This window comes from Rhodococcus sp. 05-340-2 (genome assembly GCF_002258915.1).
In the GTDB taxonomy this organism is placed as follows: Bacteria; Actinomycetota; Actinomycetes; order Mycobacteriales; family Mycobacteriaceae; genus Rhodococcoides.
On record NZ_NOYU01000018.1, the window covers coordinates 1 to 17,945 of the forward strand.

The 17,945-nt window shown below is 63.3% G+C and carries 18 protein-coding genes; 12 read left to right on the forward strand and 6 right to left on the reverse strand.

The window, feature by feature from the left end:
* Positions 1-160: 160 nt before the first annotated feature.
* A complete protein-coding gene (locus CH271_RS10465) occupies positions 161-559 on the reverse strand; it encodes a hypothetical protein (protein WP_037194198.1) in 399 nt (132 codons plus the stop codon).
* A gap of 297 nt (positions 560-856) precedes the next feature.
* Between CH271_RS10465 and CH271_RS10470 the strand changes: the two genes are divergently transcribed.
* Positions 857-1,822 carry an alpha/beta hydrolase gene (locus CH271_RS10470; RefSeq protein ID WP_371828453.1) on the forward strand — a complete coding sequence of 322 codons (966 nt, stop codon included), beginning with the start codon at positions 857-859 and terminating at the stop codon, positions 1,820-1,822.
* 105 nt (positions 1,823-1,927) lie between these two features.
* Positions 1,928-2,224 carry a hypothetical protein gene (locus CH271_RS10475; RefSeq protein ID WP_032376174.1) on the forward strand — a complete coding sequence of 99 codons (297 nt, stop codon included), beginning with the start codon at positions 1,928-1,930 and terminating at the stop codon, positions 2,222-2,224.
* 52 nt (positions 2,225-2,276) lie between these two features.
* On the opposite strand, the gene CH271_RS29580 is transcribed toward CH271_RS10475, so the two are convergent.
* Complete coding sequence (locus CH271_RS29580) at positions 2,277-2,867, reverse strand: CsbD family protein (RefSeq protein WP_143546034.1); 591 nt, start codon at positions 2,865-2,867, stop codon at positions 2,277-2,279.
* Positions 2,868-3,169: 302 nt separating this feature from the next.
* Between CH271_RS29580 and CH271_RS10485 the strand changes: the two genes are divergently transcribed.
* Together CH271_RS10485 and CH271_RS10490 are read left to right on the forward strand one after the other, a co-directional pair.
* Positions 3,170-4,369 (forward strand): lipid-transfer protein, encoded by a 1,200-nt coding sequence (locus CH271_RS10485; protein ID WP_256986350.1) that lies wholly within the window; start codon positions 3,170-3,172, stop codon positions 4,367-4,369.
* A complete protein-coding gene (locus CH271_RS10490) occupies positions 4,366-4,830 on the forward strand; it encodes a hypothetical protein (protein WP_143546035.1) in 465 nt (154 codons plus the stop codon). The genes CH271_RS10485 and CH271_RS10490 overlap by 4 nt, the downstream gene beginning before the upstream one ends.
* Positions 4,831-4,855: 25 nt before the next feature.
* Here the strand turns inward: CH271_RS10490 and CH271_RS10495 are convergent, their stop codons facing one another.
* Positions 4,856-5,530: a TetR/AcrR family transcriptional regulator gene (locus CH271_RS10495; protein WP_068055593.1), complete on the reverse strand. Its 675-nt coding sequence runs from the start codon at positions 5,528-5,530 to the stop codon at positions 4,856-4,858.
* 144 nt (positions 5,531-5,674) lie between these two features.
* Between CH271_RS10495 and CH271_RS10500 the strand changes: the two genes are divergently transcribed.
* The 5 genes from CH271_RS10500 to CH271_RS10520 are packed head-to-tail and all read left to right on the forward strand — an operon-like array spanning position 5,675 to position 12,379.
* On the forward strand, positions 5,675-6,595 hold the full coding sequence (locus CH271_RS10500; RefSeq protein ID WP_052047947.1) for an alpha/beta fold hydrolase: 921 nt from the start codon (positions 5,675-5,677) through the stop codon (positions 6,593-6,595).
* Between the two features lie 2 nt (positions 6,596-6,597).
* Positions 6,598-7,476: a metal-dependent hydrolase gene (locus tag CH271_RS10505; RefSeq protein ID WP_094633532.1), complete on the forward strand. Its 879-nt coding sequence runs from the start codon at positions 6,598-6,600 to the stop codon at positions 7,474-7,476.
* A complete protein-coding gene (locus CH271_RS10510; RefSeq protein WP_094633533.1) occupies positions 7,473-8,579 on the forward strand; it encodes a PDR/VanB family oxidoreductase in 1,107 nt (368 codons plus the stop codon). Before CH271_RS10505 ends, CH271_RS10510 begins: the two co-directional genes overlap by 4 nt.
* Before the next feature lie 42 nt (positions 8,580-8,621).
* A complete protein-coding gene (locus tag CH271_RS10515) occupies positions 8,622-10,403 on the forward strand; it encodes an N-acyl-D-amino-acid deacylase family protein (protein ID WP_094633534.1) in 1,782 nt (593 codons plus the stop codon).
* Positions 10,400-12,379 (forward strand): SDR family oxidoreductase, encoded by a 1,980-nt coding sequence (locus tag CH271_RS10520; protein ID WP_094633535.1) that lies wholly within the window; start codon positions 10,400-10,402, stop codon positions 12,377-12,379. The genes CH271_RS10515 and CH271_RS10520 overlap by 4 nt, the downstream gene beginning before the upstream one ends.
* A gap of 86 nt (positions 12,380-12,465) precedes the next feature.
* Here CH271_RS10520 and CH271_RS10525 read toward each other — a convergent pair whose 3' ends face one another.
* On the reverse strand, positions 12,466-13,815 hold the full coding sequence (locus CH271_RS10525; RefSeq protein WP_094633536.1) for a lipase family protein: 1,350 nt from the start codon (positions 13,813-13,815) through the stop codon (positions 12,466-12,468).
* Positions 13,816-13,956: 141 nt separating this feature from the next.
* Positions 13,957-14,124: a hypothetical protein gene (locus tag CH271_RS28795; RefSeq protein WP_179274818.1), complete on the reverse strand. Its 168-nt coding sequence runs from the start codon at positions 14,122-14,124 to the stop codon at positions 13,957-13,959.
* 402 nt (positions 14,125-14,526) lie between these two features.
* Here CH271_RS28795 and CH271_RS10535 point away from each other — a divergent pair, with 402 nt between their 5' ends.
* From CH271_RS10535 to CH271_RS10545, 3 genes are read left to right on the forward strand one after another with little or no spacing between them, the layout of a single operon-like run.
* The gene (locus tag CH271_RS10535) at positions 14,527-16,125 is read left to right on the forward strand and encodes a flavin-containing monooxygenase (RefSeq protein ID WP_256986351.1); all 1,599 of its coding nucleotides are present in this window, start codon (positions 14,527-14,529) and stop codon (positions 16,123-16,125) included.
* Positions 16,122-16,943, forward strand: coding sequence for an alpha/beta fold hydrolase (locus tag CH271_RS10540; RefSeq protein WP_256986352.1), 822 nt, complete (start codon positions 16,122-16,124; stop codon positions 16,941-16,943). The genes CH271_RS10535 and CH271_RS10540 overlap by 4 nt, the downstream gene beginning before the upstream one ends.
* Complete coding sequence (locus CH271_RS10545; RefSeq protein WP_094633538.1) at positions 16,940-17,617, forward strand: TetR/AcrR family transcriptional regulator; 678 nt, start codon at positions 16,940-16,942, stop codon at positions 17,615-17,617. The genes CH271_RS10540 and CH271_RS10545 overlap by 4 nt, the downstream gene beginning before the upstream one ends.
* Here CH271_RS10545 and CH271_RS28800 read toward each other — a convergent pair.
* Positions 17,593-17,945: hypothetical protein (locus CH271_RS28800; RefSeq protein ID WP_094633539.1), on the reverse strand; the 353-nt coding region annotated here is incomplete at its 5' end. The two genes, CH271_RS10545 and CH271_RS28800, sit on opposite strands and share 25 nt — an antisense overlap.

Sequence of the window (17,945 nt, forward strand, 5' to 3'; positions counted from 1 at the left end):
CCCGGCACTCACCTGAGGTCGGTAGCCCGCCCGCGGCCGTATCGATATCCGCCGTCCATCACAGCTCGAGGGAAGCCACCTCGAAAGCGCAACAGCCCGAATCCCGCTTTCGGGGGCGAATAGCGGACGCTCAGGTCAGTTGCTGCCGGTGTCGACGGGGTCAGCCGATGCCGGGGATGAAACCGGGGTAGACGAAGTGCCCGGGACCGCCGCCGGGCAGCAGCTGGCCCGTCGAACCCGGATAGTTCATGTTCAGCAGAATCAGCTTGTGCGGGTTGCCATTCGAATCGGCCTGCCAGCAGGAGCCGAGCACGCCGTGAAATCCGGTGCACACGATGCGGGTGCTGTTGCCGTAGGGCGAGGTGAGTCGATTTTCGCTGACGAAGGGGTTCCAGTAGTCCGGGTCCTGAGGAGTGAGGAACAGTCCGGTGACGTCCTGTGGAGCAGACGGACTCGGATACGGCGGCGGAGTAGGCCACTCGTCGGCGGCGGCCGTTCCCATGCCGAGGGCGGCGGCACCTGCAATGACGCAAGCAATGACGGCGGTGCGACGAAACATCTCGATCGACTCCTTCGCGGGGCGGGCGCCCAATAGACCACAGACACTCGTCTCGGGGGAACAATTCGCCACCACGACCGAGAGCATCACGATCGCGTCTCGGATTCGTCCGGTCCATAACGCTCGGGACGTTTGCTCGAGGTAACGTCACCTCATCTTCGGCCGATGTAGAAACTCGACCGGTGTAACTCGACGAAAAGGTGAAACAGCGTGCCACGATCTCGACGACACGGCTTCCGGCGAATCGGTTCGGCTACGGCCGTCGCCCTCGCAGTGGCGATTCTTCCGACCGCGCTGATGACGCCCGTCGCGTCCGCAGACGAACTGCCTGCGGCCACGACGCAGTCGAGCAACGGATCGCGGATCGAGTCGGTGAACACCCTCGACAACCGCCAGGTTCAGCTCCAGGTGTACTCGGCTTCGATGAACCGCACCATCCCCGTCACGGTGCAGCGCCCCGCCGACGAGAGCGTGTCGCGTCCCGTGCTGTACCTGCTCAACGGTGCAGGCGGCGGCGAGGATGCCGCATCGTGGCAGTCGCAGACCGACGCCGAGGCCTTCCTCTCGGACAAGAACGCCTTCATCGTGACTCCGCAGAAGGGCAAGTGGTCCTACTACACCGACTGGCTGCAGGACGATCCGAAGCTCGGCAGCAACAAGTGGAGCACCTTCCTCGGTGAGGAACTGCCCCCGCTGATCGACGCCCAGTTCGACACCAACGGTCGCCAGTCGCTCGCAGCGCTGTCCATGACGGGCACCTCGGTTCTCAACATCGCGATCAAGTACCCGGGCAAGTTCACCGGCGTCGCTGCGTACAGCGGCTGCGCTCAGACCTCCGACCCCATCGGTCAGCAGTTCGTCAAGCTCGTCGTCGAGACCTACGGCGGCGGCAACGTCGAGAACATGTGGGGACCGCTCGACGGCCCCGTGTGGCGCGAGAACGATCCGCTGCTCAACGCCGAGAAGCTTCGCGGAACGCAGATCTACATGAGCACCGGCAGCGGCCTGCCCGGTGCCCCGAACGACACCTACGCCAACCCGCGTCTGAAGAACGACCCGGCGACGCTCGCCAACCAGGTCATCGTCGGCGGCGGCATCGAAGTTGCCACCAACTTCTGCACCTCGAACCTGGCAAAGCGCCTCGACCAGCTCGGTATTCCGGCCACCGTGGACTTCCGCCCGATCGGAAACCACTCGTGGGGCTACTGGCAGGACGACCTGCACAACTCCTGGCCGTTCCTGGCAGGATCGCTCGGCATCTGATCCACACGACACCGAACAACGGCCACTTGCACCTCGCGTGCAGGTGGCCGTTCTTCGTTGTCAGGGCCGGTGGTTCGGTGCGTGAATCGAACGTATGATCGAACGATGGCACGGCGCGCGCAACCTCGACCGGCGTCTGCCGTGCGCCCCTTCAAGCTGCTCCGGCCGCCGCTGAAGGTCTGGATCGACCTCAACATCCTCTACCCGCTACCGCCGCACCACGCCTCGAAGTTCAACCCCGAGGGATTCGATGTGCGACGCGTGGTGCCGGGAGATCTGGTCGAATGGTCCATCACCGTGGACGGGGATTGGCTCGGGCGCGTCACGTACGAGTTGATGTCGCGTGACCGAAGCGAAACCGTCACGCACTGGGTGCCCAGCCGGGCACTGAAGCCGCTGTAGAGACGAGAAAGCCCCGCCTCGATGGAGGCGGGGCTTTTCTGTGCAATTACCTTCAGAAGCTGTGCTTGCGAGCCTTCTTGGCGAGCTTGCGGGTGGTGCGCTTCGACGGCACGAACAGGTGCGCAGCGCTGTTGCGACGGTTGCGTCGACGGATCAGCACGAACGCAACAGCGCCGGCAACGGCTGCGATGGCGGCGATGACGGGGGTGCCGACCTTCGCGGCCTGGGCGACGTCGTCGCTGTCGATGTTGCGAACCGTGTTCTTCACGTCGTCGGCGACGGCGGAGGCCTTGTCGGCTGCCTTGTCGGCGACCTGGGAGGCCTTCTCCTTCACGTCGTCGGCATCGACGTTGGCGACCTTGTCCTTGACGGTGTCCTTGACGTCCTCGGCAACGTCGGCCGCCTTGTCGGCGACGTCGGAGGCGGCATGCTTGGCCTCCTTGGCCGCACCGGCAGCGGAATCGGCAACATTCTCTGCTACGTCGGAAGCCTTGTCGGCGGCCTGGTGGGTGTTGGCCTTGGCCTGGTCGGTGGCACCTTCGGCGCGGAGGCTGTCGTCACCGGTTGCCTCGCCTGCCTTCTCCTTCGCAGTCCCGGCCAGTTCTTCTGCCTTGTGCTGAGCCTTGTCGATGAAGTCGGCCATATCGGTGCGTACCTCTTTCGTGTAGGTCGTCTCCGGACATCCGGAGCTGGGGGGCGTCGCGGAGGACGCCGATAAGTATGAGTCGAACCGGCTGCTCCGAAACATACGTCCGACGGGAGTGTGATGGGTCACTATCGACCGGGCGCACTCGGCGTTGTGCATTGTGTCCATCCAGGCGGTCGAAATGTCGGTGAAGTGCACCTGTCGAAAAGATCGGTTCTACGCCACAGTCGACGGGTGTCCGCACGGATGCGCCGACCGCCACAATGGTCGATTCCATGTCGAGGGGAGCGCCCAGAACCGTGAGCGGCAACAGAGTGTTCGCCATCGGCGTCGGGATGACCAAGTTCGAGAAGCCCGGCAGCAAACCGGGGTGGGACTATCCGGACATGGCCCGGGAAGCCGGCACCGCGGCCCTCGCCGACGCAGGTGTCTCCTACGCAGACGTCGAACAGGCGCATGTGGGGTACGTGTACGGAGATTCGACGTCCGGTCAACGCGCCGTCTACGAGCTCGGCATGACCGGCATTCCGATCACCAACGTCAACAACAACTGCTCCACCGGATCGACGGCCCTGTATCTGGCGACTCAGACGATCCGGGGCGGCCTCGCCGACTGCGTCCTGGCGCTCGGGTTCGAGAAGATGCAGCCCGGTTCGCTGTCGGTGGCCTACGAGGATCGAGCCATGCCGCTCGGGCTGCACATCCAGGCCGAGGCAGAGCTGTTCGACTTCCAGTTTCCGGCCGCGCCCTGGATGTTCGGCGCGGCGGGGCGCGAACACATGGACAAGTACGGCACCACCACCGACCAGTTCGCGCGGATCGCGGTGAAGAACCATCGCCATTCGGTGAACAATCCGTACGCGCAATTCGACGACGAGTACTCGCTGGACGACGTCACGGCATCGAAGATGATCTACGAGCCTGCGGGATTGACACGCTTGCAGTGTTCGCCCACCTCCGATGGATCCGGTGCGGTGATACTCGCCAGTGAGGCATTCGTGGAGCGGCGTGGTCTGTGGGATCGGGCGGTCGAAATCGTGGGGCAAGCAATGGTCACCGATCTGCCGTCCACGTTCGACGACCACAGTGCCATCAGCATCGTCGGCGCGGACATGACCCGTCACGCAGCTCGAAAAGTGTACGAGCAAGCGAACATCGGCCCCACCGACATCGATGTCATCGAATTGCACGACTGCTTCTCGGTCAACGAGCTGTTGACCTACGAGGCTCTGGAGCTGTGCGACGAGGGCATGGGCGGGACGTTGATCGATCAGGATCTGACCACCTACGGCGGCACCTGGGTGGTCAATCCCTCCGGTGGACTGATCTCTAAAGGTCATCCCCTCGGTGCCACCGGTCTGGCCCAGGCCAGCGAATTGACGTGGCAGCTGCGTGGGACAGCCGGGGACCGTCAGGTGCCCGGTGCGCGAATTGCTCTGCAGCACAACATCGGGCTGGGCGGTGCTGCGGTGGTGACCGCCTACCGTTCGGTGATGTGAAACCTGGGCACCGCGCGGTGCCGGACTTGCTGACGTTGAACAGGGATCGCGTTCGTCGCCTCGACGGCTTCTACGATGTGGATCGCTTCACCGTCGACGACGAAGCGCGAACTCACATGCAGCACTGGCTCTTTCGAGCTGCAATCGATGTCGGGGCGATAACGTGGGATATCGCGAGGTGGGGGCATCCGGAATTCGTTGCGGTGTTCGCGCATCGGAATCAACACGAACTCGAATTCGCGATAGTCTACGACGTTCGGTCGGCACCTCCGGTCGTGTCCAGTGACGTGACGGCTTACCCTGCGAATGCTCGCTCGCTGTCCGGCGACGCATTCGCTCGCCTGCCTTCGACTCTGATTCCCGATCCTCCGACAGAGTTGGCGTGGCTGGCATATCTGGTCTGCCGTTTCAACGATCTGCATCGTCGCACCGCAGCGCTGGTGGACAGGTGGCCTCAATGAAGACCACGAGTGTCTCAGCGGCATCTCATTGCTTGAGCTTCGCCAGGATCACGAACACAGGTTCTTCCGGGTCGATCTCGACTCCGGTTCGCTCCAGGAAGGCTCTCAGGAGTCCGCCGATCAGATCGGTCAGCTGGTCCACGAACCGATCGATATCCATGGTCTCGGATTCCTCTTCGAGCCACAGATCCGTCGTCGCGACGATCGCGCCCACCGCAGCTCGACTGGTGAACTCGACCCCGTCGTTCTCGAGGCCTATCGACTGCAGCACGGAGGTTGCCACTCCGGCGAATCGGCGCGCAACGTCCCTTCCGATATCGAACGCACCCGAGGAACTGTCCTCCGTCCACGAACGCGATTGGGCCAGAACGCGGAACACATTGGGGTGTCGATCCACGACGTTCGAGTAGCCACGCAGCGCGTGGCGCAATGCCGACGACGGAGCGTCCAGAAGGAAGTTGAAGTCCGCGACGGCGAGTTGATACACCTCGTCGGCCATGCGTTCGCCGAGCGCGGAGAGCAGGTCGGACTTGTCCGAAAACTGTCGGTACAAGCGCGGTTTCGTCGATCCGGCCTCACGAGCAATGGCGTTCATGCTCGGATTCGGACCATCGGCATCGATGACTCGGATCGCAGCATCGACGAATTCCTCGCGGGCGCGGGTCTGCCGGGAGTTCGGAGATCTTCGAGAGTCGGGCACGGCGGTCAGTCTAGGACGCTCTCGCGAGCTCGGTGTTGTCCGACAGGGGTTGACATACCGCGTCGGACTGCGCCATGGTGTAGCCGTAACCGCCGGTAACGAAAAGCGTACCGACGGTCCATTTCACTGAGGAGCGTCCTGCCGATGCCAGTCTCCTACGACCGGTCGTTTCAGCCACAACACAGAACGGTGGAGGTAACCGGTGCGCAGCTGTCGGTATTCGAGCAGGGAAACCTGCACGGTCCGACGGTGATTCTCGTGCACGGGTGGCCGGACACCCACCACCTGTGGGACGGCGTCGTGCCGGGTCTGGTGGATTCGTTCAGGGTGGTCACCTACGATACCCGCGGTCATGGACGGTCCACCTCGCAAGGAACTGTCGCCGAGATGCGGATCGAGCAGTTGGCGGACGACTTCCTCGCTGTCGTCGACAGCGTTCGGGCCGATCGACCCGTTCATGTTCTCGCGCACGATTGGGGATCGGTGCAGGTGTGGGACGCCGTATGCAGGCCAGGAGCCCATCGGGCCATCGCATCGTTCACGTCGATCTCGGGACCGAGTCTCCATCACATGGGTCGGTGGATGCAGTCACGGCTCGCCGCGCGAACCCCGATAGCGCTGTGGCAGTGGTTCACTCAAGTCATCTCGGGCATGTACACGCTCTTCTTCATGTCGGGGATTCTGTCGAGGACCTTCTTCAGGGTCTTCGGGACGCGGTATCTGTGGTCGTTGTTCCTGCGCATCGTCGAACGGGTCGACCGTCGAGACATCCACCTGGCAGAGAGTTTCACCGACGACATGGTCTCGGGTCTACGGATATACCGGGCCAACATCTTCCGCACCGTTCTGTTTCCGAGCAACCGTTTCACCTCGGTGCCGACCCAGTTGCTGATACCCACTCGCGACCCGGCCGTTCGCCCGGCCTCGTTCTCGGACATCGACCAGTGGGCCGCCGAGGTCGACATCCGTCGAGTGAAGTCCGGGCACTGGCTTCCCTTCAAGAACCCCGAGCTGGTGGCCTCGGCCACAACAGCTTTCATCGACAAGCACACAGCAAAGGATTAGCCGTGGACCCCCTCGATCCAGGTGTCGTCTCGCTCACCGCGCGCAACGTCGAGTTCGATTGGACGGACACACCTCTGCACTGGCTTCCCGACGAGCCCGTGGCCTCGCACACGATCAGCGCCCTGAACTTGTTGCTCCCGGAAGGTGAGCGCTGGTTCTGCGCCACGTACGCCGAAGCCCTCCCGTTGATCGAGGACGACAGGCTGCGCGAAGACGTCCGTGGCTTCATCGGACAGGAGACGATGCACGCCGAGACCCACAATGTGGTGCTCTACGACTTTCTGGACACCCATGGCATAGATCCTCGGCCGTTCGCTGCGCAGGCAGAGTTCCTGATGCGACGTGTCCTCGGTCCACGCCCCGGCCGCTCACCGAGGGGTGAACGTCAGCAACTCGTCGAACGTATTGCGTTGATCGGTGCCATCGAGCACATGACGGCATTTCTGGGTGACTACGCACTGAATTCGCAGTGGGACACACTGGGCGGCGACCCCACCATGATCGATCTCTATCGATGGCACGGCGCCGAGGAGGTCGAGCACCGGAATGTCGCACACGATGTCGCCCAATACTTCGGCGTCGGCTATTTCCGACGCAACATCGCCATGATCATTGCGTTCGTCGGGTTCTTGGTACTCATGCTCCGCGGCACGAAGTACATCGTTCGACAGGACCCGTCGTTGAAGAACAGGGGATACCTGCGCATCTTCGTCGCCTGGATGGGCGCGATGAGGCGTGACGCATTGCCATCGCTTGCGCATCTGACCTGGGGCGTCGCGCGATATCTCAAACCTTCCTACTCGCCGGAACACGAGGGCAACACCGCGCAGGCGGTGGCCTACCTGGCCTGGTCTCCGGCCGCGCGAGCGGCTGCGCGATGACAAGCGCACGTCCGGTGCCCACGGCCGTCCCGCCGGATCTGTACGGACGCCGCCGCCGGGATCTGTTTCTCGGTGTCATCTCCACGCTGATGAACGCGCACATGGCCGCGGTCGGTCGGCTCCGCAGGACTATGCCCGCCGGGCAACCGGTGGACAGATCCCTCACAGTCGTCGTCAGCGCCCGTAGCGTCGAGGCCCGCGACGACAACGTCGTCGCCCTGACCTTCACCCGACCGTCAGGAGGCGCTCTCCCGCCGTGGCGACCCGGCGCACACATCGATCTCACGCTCCCATCGGGGCTCCGCCGTCAGTACTCGCTGTGTGGAGATCCGGCCGACGCGGACCGATACCGGATCGCTGTGCGGCGAATCCCCGATGGCGGGGGCGGGTCGGTGGAAGTGCACGACGTTCTGGACGTGGGGACCGAGATCGTGATTTCGGAACCGCGCAACGCGTTCGCTTTTGCCGTGCCGGGCTACGGATCGCCGGCCCGGCATCTGCATTTCGTTGCCGGCGGTATCGGGATAACCCCCATCCTGCCGATGCTGCGCCTCGCAGACAGCCTCGGCATCAGCTGGTCGATGGTCTACACCGGTCGCAGCACCGATTCGTTGCCGTTCGTGCCGGAGGTGCTCGCATTCGGTGACAAGGTGACTGTCCGCACCGATGATGTCGACGGCCTACCGACCTCCGCCGAACTTCTCACCGGCATCCGCCCGTTCGCAGCCATCTATGCCTGCGGACCCGCGCCGATGATCGGTACGTTGCGGACCGGTGCCGACGCCCTGGCCGACTGCGAGTTCCATTTCGAGAGATTCTCGGCACCGACGATCGTCGACGGTCGAGCGTTCACGGTCGAGCTCGCCCGATCCGGTCGAGTGGTCGACGTGCCCGCCGACGTCTCTGCACTCGACGCGATCGTTGCGGCGCAACCCGACACCACGTACTCCTGCAGGCAGGGATTCTGTCGCACCTGCATCGTCGGAGTGCTGAGCGGTACACCGGATCATCGCGACGGCGCTCTGACCGATGCCGAGCGAGCGGACCACATGCTGATCTGCGTATCACGCTCGCAGGGCGAACGGCTCGTGCTCGACCTCTGACCCTTGTCAGGACGACATTCCGAACCAGAAGGAGCACCAACGATGCACGACTTCGATCTCGTCGTAGAGAACGGGCTGTGGTTCGACGGCACCGGTGCCGAAGGGCGGATGCGCAACCTGGGCATTCGCGACGGACTCGTTGCCGAAATCTCCGCCGACCCGCTTCCCGTGGGTCGTGACACCGACGTTCTCGATGCCCGGGGAAAGTGGGTGATGCCCGGATTCGTCGACATACACACGCATTACGACGCAGAGGTACTCGTCGATCCACTGCTGCCCGAGTCGGTTCGGCACGGGGTGACGACCGTTGTCATCGGCAACTGCTCGCTCTCGACCGTGTTTTCCACCCCGGAAGATTGTGCGGATCTGTTCAGTCGAGTCGAGGCGATACCTCGTCAGTCGATGCTCGACATTCTCGACGATCACCGAAGCTGGACGAGTCCCTCCACCTACGTGTCGGTACTCGAATCGCTGCCGCTCGGTCCCAACGTCGCGGCGTTCATCGGTCATTCCGACATCCGTACCACGGTCCTGGGAATGTCCAAGGCCACCTCGACCGGCTACCGCCCCAGCGAATCCGAGCTCGATGCAATGGGTGAGATGCTCACCGAGAGCCTCGATGCCGGGTTCCTGGGCCTGTCGTCGATGACCAACAAGCTCGACAAGATCGACGGCAAGGAATTCCGGTCCAGGTCACTGCCCTCGACGTACTCGCGGTGGCGCGAACTGCGTTTCCTCAACCGGATTCTGCGTGATCGCGGACGAATCCTGCAGAGCGCACCGACCATCAACTTTCATCCCAACATCGCCGCGTTCTTCGCCGAGAGCTCCGGTTTGAGCGGCCGCCCCAAGCTGAAGACGTCGTTGCTCTCGGCAGCGGATTCCAAGGCGTATCCACCGATCGTCTACCTCATGCTTGCCGTGGCTCCGCTGCTGAACAAGTTCGCCAAGACCGACTTCCGCTGGCAGCACCTACCGGTTCCGTTCACGGTGTACGCCGACGGTATCGACCTCGTCGTGTTCGAGGAGTTCGGTGCCGGCGCCGCGGCATTGCATCTGCAGGACGAAGTGGAACGAAACGAACTGCTGCGCAACGAGAATTACCGCCGATGGTTCCGCAAGAACTACGACGACAAACTCAGCCCTCGTATCTGGCACCGAAACTTCTACGACGCGGTGATCGTGGCGAGCCCCGATGCATCCATGGTCGGCAAGACATTCGGCCGACTAGCCGATGAGCGGGGAATCCACCCCGTCGATGCCTACCTCGATCTGGTTGTGCTGTACGGAAAGTCGCTGCGTTGGCGGACGACGATAGCGAACGACCGGCCCAAGTATGCGGACAGGCTGGCCCGAAGTCCCGGAGTGCACATGGGTTTCGGCGATGCCGGGGCACATCTGCGCAACATGGCGTTCTACAACTACCCGATCCGATTGCTGAAGCGAGTGCACGACACCGGCTTCATGAAGGTCGAGCACGCCGTGCACCGACTGACCGGTGAACTGGCCCAGTGGTTCGGAATCGATGCCGGTCATCTACGGCTCGGTGACCGTGCCGATCTGGTGATAGTCGACCCATCGGGACTGAACGCGAGTGTCGACGGCGTGTACGAGGCACCGATCGAACAATTCGGCGGAATCTCTCGCATGGTCAACCGCAACGACGAAGCGGTCGACGCAACCGTCGTTGCCGGAGAAGTCGTGTTCCGCGGCGGGCGATTCACCGCGGGCAAGAACGGCGGTAAGACCGGCCGCTTCCTCAGAGCCGGTGCGTATTCCAGAGACATCGACTCAACCGAACATTTGATCAGGAGTGCACTGTGAGCGTCAATTTCTTCGTCACCGGCGGAACCGGATTCCTCGGCAGGCGAGTGGTCCAGGAGATACTCGATCGGGATCCATCGGCCTCGGTCCACGTGCTGGTGCGAGCGGGATCGCTGGATCGCGTTGCGTCCCATCACCGGGTGCTGCCGATCATCGGGGATCTCACCGAACCGGGTCTCGGTATCGACGACGGGGTGTTGCCGGACCGTCTCGATCACGTCGTGCATCTCGGTGCGGTCTACGACCTGACCGCGGGTGACGATCAGGCCGTGACGAACGTGGAGGGAACACGCGAGGTAGCGCTCCTGGCCGTGCGCACCGGTGCCGTCATGCACCACGTGTCGTCCATCGCAGTCGCGGGCGATTTTCGGGGACGATTCACCGAACACGACTTCGATCTGGGTCAGGGCTTTCCGACTGCCTACCACCGCACCAAGTTCGAGGCGGAGAAGCTCGTGCGAGGCATGGACGGACTCGAGTGGAAGGTCTATCGCCCGGCAGCGGTGATCGGAGATTCGAGAACCGGCGAGATGGACAAGATCGATGGTCCGTACTACTTGTTCGGCGCGTTGAAGTTGCTCTCCGCGCTCCCTGCCGGTCTTCCGGTGGCTGTGCCCGCTATCGGTGCGACCAATCTGGTTCCGGTCGATGTGGTCACCCGGGCACTGGTGCATCTGATGCTGACCGACACCGGGACGGAGCGGGTGTTCCATCTCGTCAACCCCACACCTCAGCCCGTCCGTGAGGTGTACAAGGCATTGGCTGATGCCGCCGGAGCGCCGCACCCGGTCGCGTCGCTGCCCGGGTCTGTGGGGCGTATCGCGTTGCGAAAGCCTCGTCAACGGCAACTACGGCTGCTGCGGGCGGCGGCACTGAGACGTCTGGACATACCGAGTGTTGTCCTCGAACATTTCGCCATCCCCACCGAATTCTCCTCCGCGATCACGTCGTTGGCGCTGAGGGGGAGTGACATCACGTATCCGCCGCTCGCCGACTATGCCACCGGTCTGTGGACATATTGGTACAACCACCTCGATCCCACTCGCGCCCGGCGTCCGTCCACCCGGGGTCCGTTGGTGGGCCGACATGTCGTCATCACCGGGGCGTCGTCGGGTATCGGCCGCGCGACTGCGATCAGGGTGGCCGAAGACGGTGCCCTCGTCATACTGCTGGCCAGAAACGAAGAACAGTTGATGGCAACGGTGAACGAGATCCGCAGCAACGGTGGGCGGGCGTTCGGTTACGTGTGCGACGTGACGGACGCAGAGGCCGTGGACGCCAACATCATTCGTATTCTCGCCGACCACGGTCACGTCGACATGCTTGTCAACAATGCCGGCCGATCCATTCGTCGCTCTCTTGCTCGGTCGACGGATCGGTTCCACGACTTCGAGCGAACCATGGCCGTGAACTACTTCGGTGCCGTCAGAATGACCATGGGTCTGCTTCCGCAGATGCAGGCACGCAGATTCGGCCACGTGGTCAACATCTCCAGTGCTGCGGTGCAGAATCACGCGCCAAGGTTTGCCGCCTACGTGGCGAGCAAGTCGGCACTCGACGGATTCAGCGAGGTGGCAGCGACCGAGCTGTTGCACGAAGGGATCACGTTCACGACCATCCACCTTCCGCTGGTCGATACGCCGATGATCTCCCCGTCCGACGGCTATCACGCCGGACCGATCACGAGTCCCGAGACGGCGGCCGCCATGGTGGTGCGGGCTTTGGTCAAGCGACCCCGGAGAATCGACGTTCCTCTCGGCACGATCGGCGAATGGGGGCATACGTTCACACCGCGCTTGAAGCTACGAATTGCGAGTGCCATGCATCAGGCCATGGGTGACTCGCCCGCCGCCAGAGGCGCCGCATCAGCAGAGATCGAACAGGTCGAGATCGCATCCGCGCCGGTTCGGCGTGATAAGCACGTGCACAAGCCGTTTCGTCGTCTCGCGTCCATGGTCCCCGGCGCGCAGTGGTAGACCTGACTCACGGATTCCGACTTCCGTGAAAGCAATGCCCATCCCGCTACGACGGGATGGGCATTGCGCGCTATCGCGTCGATGCGTCAGCGAGGCGAATGCTCCTGCGGTGCAAGTGAGTTACCCGGAGCGATTCGGCCGCAGTTGCTCGGAGCGGGCCGATCTGCGAATCGATCCGTCAACCATGCCAACGCGCCTGGAAGCCACAGAGCCGCGCCGACGGTGTGGCTGATGGTGTTGTACTCGTCGTACTGAATGGACAGACCTGCGTCGCAGTACTTGTTCATCAGACTGCGGACGTCACCGGCCACCATGACACCGTCACCGGGTCCGGTCCCCATCGGCCCGGGCAGAGTGCCCTCGAGAATGCCGTTCGAGGCCTGCGCCACGAACATCGGGATCGTGGGAGTCGGAGCCTGGGCCATGTTGATCTTGTTGACCACATCGACGAACTCGGGAACCGAGTTGGGGTCGGAGTACTCGGGCATGACCACGTCCGCCCACTTCAGGCCCGGATATTGGAACAGTACGTTCAGGATCGACGCGTCGTCCACGTGCGCGAAGAGATCGCGTCCGCGGTCGTTGTAGTACGGGGTGAAGTCGATGTCGTAGGCACGGCCGAGGCCGATGATGGCCATTCCTGCCACGCCGGCCCATCCGATACTTCCTTCGATGTAGCGCAGATTCTTGGCCGGATCGACCAGCAATCCGCCCTGGGCGGCACCGATCAAGTTGTCGTTGATGTCGGGTGCGTAGCTGGGGGCGAGGATCGCCGCCCAGTTGGTCGCGATCGCGCCACCCGAGTACCCGATCAGCCCGATCTCTGCTTTGTCGCCGATGCCCGTTTCCGCTACGTGTTGGGACGCCCTCAACGAGTCGAGAGTCATCTGCCCGTACTCGGGTCCCGCTGCGAAATTCGCTGTGGGGCCCTGCGTATCGGCAACGACGACGGTGTATCCGAGCAGGAGGAGAGGTGCCAGGACGGCCGCTTCGGCCGAGGCGACCACGCCGCCGACTTCGACGTTCCGACCGCTCGGCGTCAGACCGAGCAGCGGTGTGTTTCCGGCTATGGCGCGTGAGGGGCTGTCGTCGGGATTGAGTGAGTCGTAGGCGGATTGATACGCAACCACCTTGTCGGGTTGCGCGTTCGGCGGCCGCAGAACGGAGGTGACGTTCGCGGCGGGACGGCCCTGTGAGTCAGTCGAGCGGTACAGAATCTGGATCGCTTGCAGGGGCGTCGGCACGTTCACCACGTGATACGGGACGGTCCGAGTCGCCAACACGGCACCGGGCTCCAGATCCGCGAGCGCAGCTGCACCGGAGTACCGGAAGAACGGATCCTGAACCGGCGCTGCCGTTGCCGTCGGTGCGGCGACGATTCCGACAGCCCCCACACAGGCAATCGCCAACAGTTTCCGCAGTGTTGAACCAACCATTCGATCTCCCCCGACTCGCACGCCTCCGATTGTGAGGCGTATCACGTGTTGTTACCGGTGGGTAAGGTAGCACAGGATCTTTGTGGTATTCGCCGAATTTCTACCCGTCACGCCCCGCGGGTTTCAGGAATGGAGGCAGGGTCATGTGGCCGCCGTGTCGGTTCTCTTCGGGGGCTTCCCGCTGCGTCGAGGCATCTCGGCCGCTTCGCCTTCCGGGCTGCTGCGGGAGATCGCCGTGCCCACGGAGACGGCGAGCAGGGTCGACACGACCAGCCATAGAAGAAAAGCGATGTAAACGATGAGCCACATCGTGCACCTTCTCTCGCTGCCTCCACGAGTGTCTGAGCCATCGTGGGATGGTTCAAGCTGAGTGACGCTCGGTCAGCTCGTCGAGCGCAGCCTGCACTTTTCTCGGGGAGCGCGCGCCGAGCTCGAGGCGTACGCCGCCGTGAGGGAACGTCGGTTGAAGTCCAGACCCGACCCCCTCGACGCGAGTAGGACGAGGGCGATGACTCCTGCGGCCCCGACCACCACAGGAGTCATCGGGTACTGGTTCCGGGCGCGATGGGGGTGCAGCCAACGGAGGGAGTGAAGTTCATGAGGGGTTCCTGTCTTCGGTATGCGTTGAAGACTGCCATTGACACCACCACTCGTCAATGGCACATTATGTGATGTAAGTCGCGATTCGCTGCTCGGTCGGTCGACATTGCGATGGTGTTCGGCAAGACAGTGAGGCGTGGCGTGACGAAAAGCCCAGGTCGGTGGCCCGAGGTCGACGATGCTGTCGACAACTTCAAGGATGTTCTCATCATCGGTGCCGGCATATCGGGAGTCGGCGCCGCGTATCGCTTGCAGGAGATGGCTCCGGAGCTGAGCTACTCGATCCTCGAGGGCCGCGAGCGGGCAGGCGGTACCTGGGATCTGTTCCGATACCCAGGAATTCGGTCGGACAGCGACATCTTCACGTTCTCGTTCCCGCACACGCCGTGGCAGGGAGACACTCTGCTCGCGCACGGCGAAGACATCCGCAACTACATCGTCGATACCGCCTACGCCAACGGTATCGACGAGCACACGCAGTTCTCGACCATGGTCACTGCGGCGAACTGGGATTCGTCGACCGACCTGTGGACGGTCGACGCCCTGACGAACGGTGTTCCCACGACCTACCGCAGTCGATTCGTGTTCCTGTGCACCGGCTACTTCGACTACTCGGGTGGGTACACCCCCGATCTTCCCGGGCTCGAGGAGTTCAGCGGGCAGGTGGTGCACCCCCAGCAGTGGCCGGAAGGGCTCGACCACACCGGCAAGAGGGTCGTCGTGATCGGAAGTGGAGCAACCGCAATCACATTGGTGCCCTCTCTGGCGGCCGACGCCGCGTCGGTGACGATGCTGCAGCGTTCACCCACCTACATCGCGTCACTACCGATGACCGATCCGTTCACCACGATCACCAAGCGCCTCCTGCCGGACTCGTTGGCACACAGTGCATTGCGGTGGCGCAATGCACTGTTGATGGTCGGCTCGTACCAGTTGTGTCGACGGGCACCGAAGACGGCCCGCAGGGTGTTCCGGGCGATGACGAAGGCGCAGCTGCCGCGTGGATACGACGTCGACAAGCATTTCAAGCCGACCTACGCCCCGTGGGACCAGCGTCTGTGCGTCGTGCCGGACGGCGATCTCTTCAAGGCCATTCGTTCCGGTCGCGCGACGGTGGTGACCGACCGGATCTCCGGCGTTACCGCCGACGGTATTCGCGTGGAATCGGGAGAGGAGATCCCCGCCGACATCATCGTCACCGCAACGGGGTTGAAGCTCCAGGCCTTCGGCGGAATCGAGCTGTCGCTGGACGGAACGCGGTTCGAGGCGCACGACAAGTTCGTCTACAAGGGCCATATGCTCGAGGATGTGCCCAACGTTGCCTGGTGCATCGGGTACACAAATGCTTCGTGGACGCTCAAAGCCGACATGACGGCCCAGGCGGTAGCGAAACTGTTGGTGTACATGCGGTCTCACGGATACACCCACGCGACCCCGGACCGTCAGGGCAAGGCCGTGGAATCTCGTCCGGTCGTCGATCTCGCCTCCGGCTACGTCACGCGGTCTCTGAACGAACTACCCAAATCAGGGACCGAGCGTCCGTGGTCGGTACGCCAGAACTACATTCTCGACAGAATAGACGCGCGCTTCGACGATCTGACGGAATCGATGACGTTCGGCCGTGCGGCGCAACCGAAGGTGGCCGGATCGGACCCGTCGGGTATGGAGAACGTGTACCGCATCGAGCCGAGAAAGATTGGTATGCAGTGACTTCGGACATCGATGGGCTGACTCTGGCGCACACGATCCGGGGTGAGGGCCCGACGTTGGTACTCATCCACGGCATCGTGCACCGGCAACATGCGTGGGACAGTGTCGTCGAGATACTGGCACGGCACCGGCGAGTGGTGACGGTCGACCTGCCCGGCCACGGTGATTCGCCGGAGCTCCCCACCGAAGAGTTCGACCTCGGCCCGTGGATCGTCGCCGAACTCGAGCGGTTCCTCGAGCACGTGGCGGTGGATGGTGAGAAGCCACATGTGGCCGGGAATTCGTTGGGCGGATACTTCGCACTCGAACTCGCCGCCCGTGGGTCGGTCGCCTCTGCCACCGCACTGTCTCCGGCCGGCTTCTTCCGCGGACACTGGGATCAGACGCGTGCGCTGCTCGTGTTCCGATTGCTGCGCGCGTTGTCCCGAGCGATCAGTCCGATCGCACCGGCCGTGATGCGTTCGGTCGTCGGTCGCACGATCGCCAATGGCGTCTTCTATGCCAAGCCGTGGCGAGTTCCCGCGGCGACGGCCACCATCGACGCGCTCAGTATCACCACCAACCGCGCGATCGACGCTGCCGGTAACGCCGTGCCGCGCTTCAGCATTCCAGTCGAGGAGTCCGTTCCCGTCACGGTTGCGTGGGGCCGTCGCGACTGGGTTCTGCCGGTGTACCAGGCACCTCTGGTGCGTCGAACCTTTCCGCAGGCGGACGTGACGACGTACCCCGGCCTCGGGCACGTACCGATGTCGGATGATCCGGAGCTGGTGGCGTCGATTCTGTTGAGGGGATCCCGAACCGTCTCGCAGTCGGCGTGAGCGTTCCGGAGAAGGTCGACGGGCGAAGCCACCGGTGGCGCGATCACCGGATCGCCCGGCGGCGTGAACTGCTCGACTGCACTCTGGCCGCGATTCGTCAGCAGGGGCACAACATCGGCATGGACGACATCGCATCGGCGAACGGTGTCTCGAAAACCGTTCTGTACAAGCACTTCGCCGACAAGAAGGGCCTGGCGGACGCTGCGATGGCTCGATACGTCGAGACGGCGCTGGTGCCTCGTATCCAAGACGCGATGTCCGACGACCTCGACGAGTACCACCTCACCCGCGCAGTGATTTCCGCCTACGTCACGACGGTCGCCACCGACCCCGAGATCTACATCTACGTTCACGCCAACAACGCCGTCTCCGGCAATCGAGACGTCATCACCGCCGCGGAGGGACTGATCGCAGAATTGCTGGCCGGTGTCATCGCCGACAGATTTCGAGAGCGACAGTTCTCCACGGCCGGCTCGATGCCCATCGCCTTCGCGATGATCGGTGCCGTTCGGCTGGCGTCACACTGGTGGATCTTCGATCGGACCATGACGGTCGACGAGCTCGTCGACTACCTCACCATGATGGTGTGGGGTGGAATCGCGGGTATAGCGCGCGCCGCGGGATCCGCTGCGGCGTTCACGTCGGCACCTCACTCGTTGACGCTGGAGGGCTGAGCATCCTCACCATCGGTCATCGGCTCCAACTCGGCATCGTCTGCGAAAGTGAGCCGTCCCGAGTCGAGTGCTACGGCCCAGCGGCGGGGCGGAGCCCAGTCGCGATCGAGACGACCGTCGGCGACCATGAACTCGGCGTAATCCGCGACCAACCTCCCGGATTCACCGGTCCACCGAGGTCCGTCGAAGCGAACTCTGTCGCCGACCGCGGATTCTTCCGCACGGCCGGGACGGAAGTGCCCGTTGCAGTTTCGACCGACGCGGTCGCCGCGCCGCACGCCACTCGTGGTGCGCAGATCACCGTGCGACGGACGTGCTTCGCGATGTC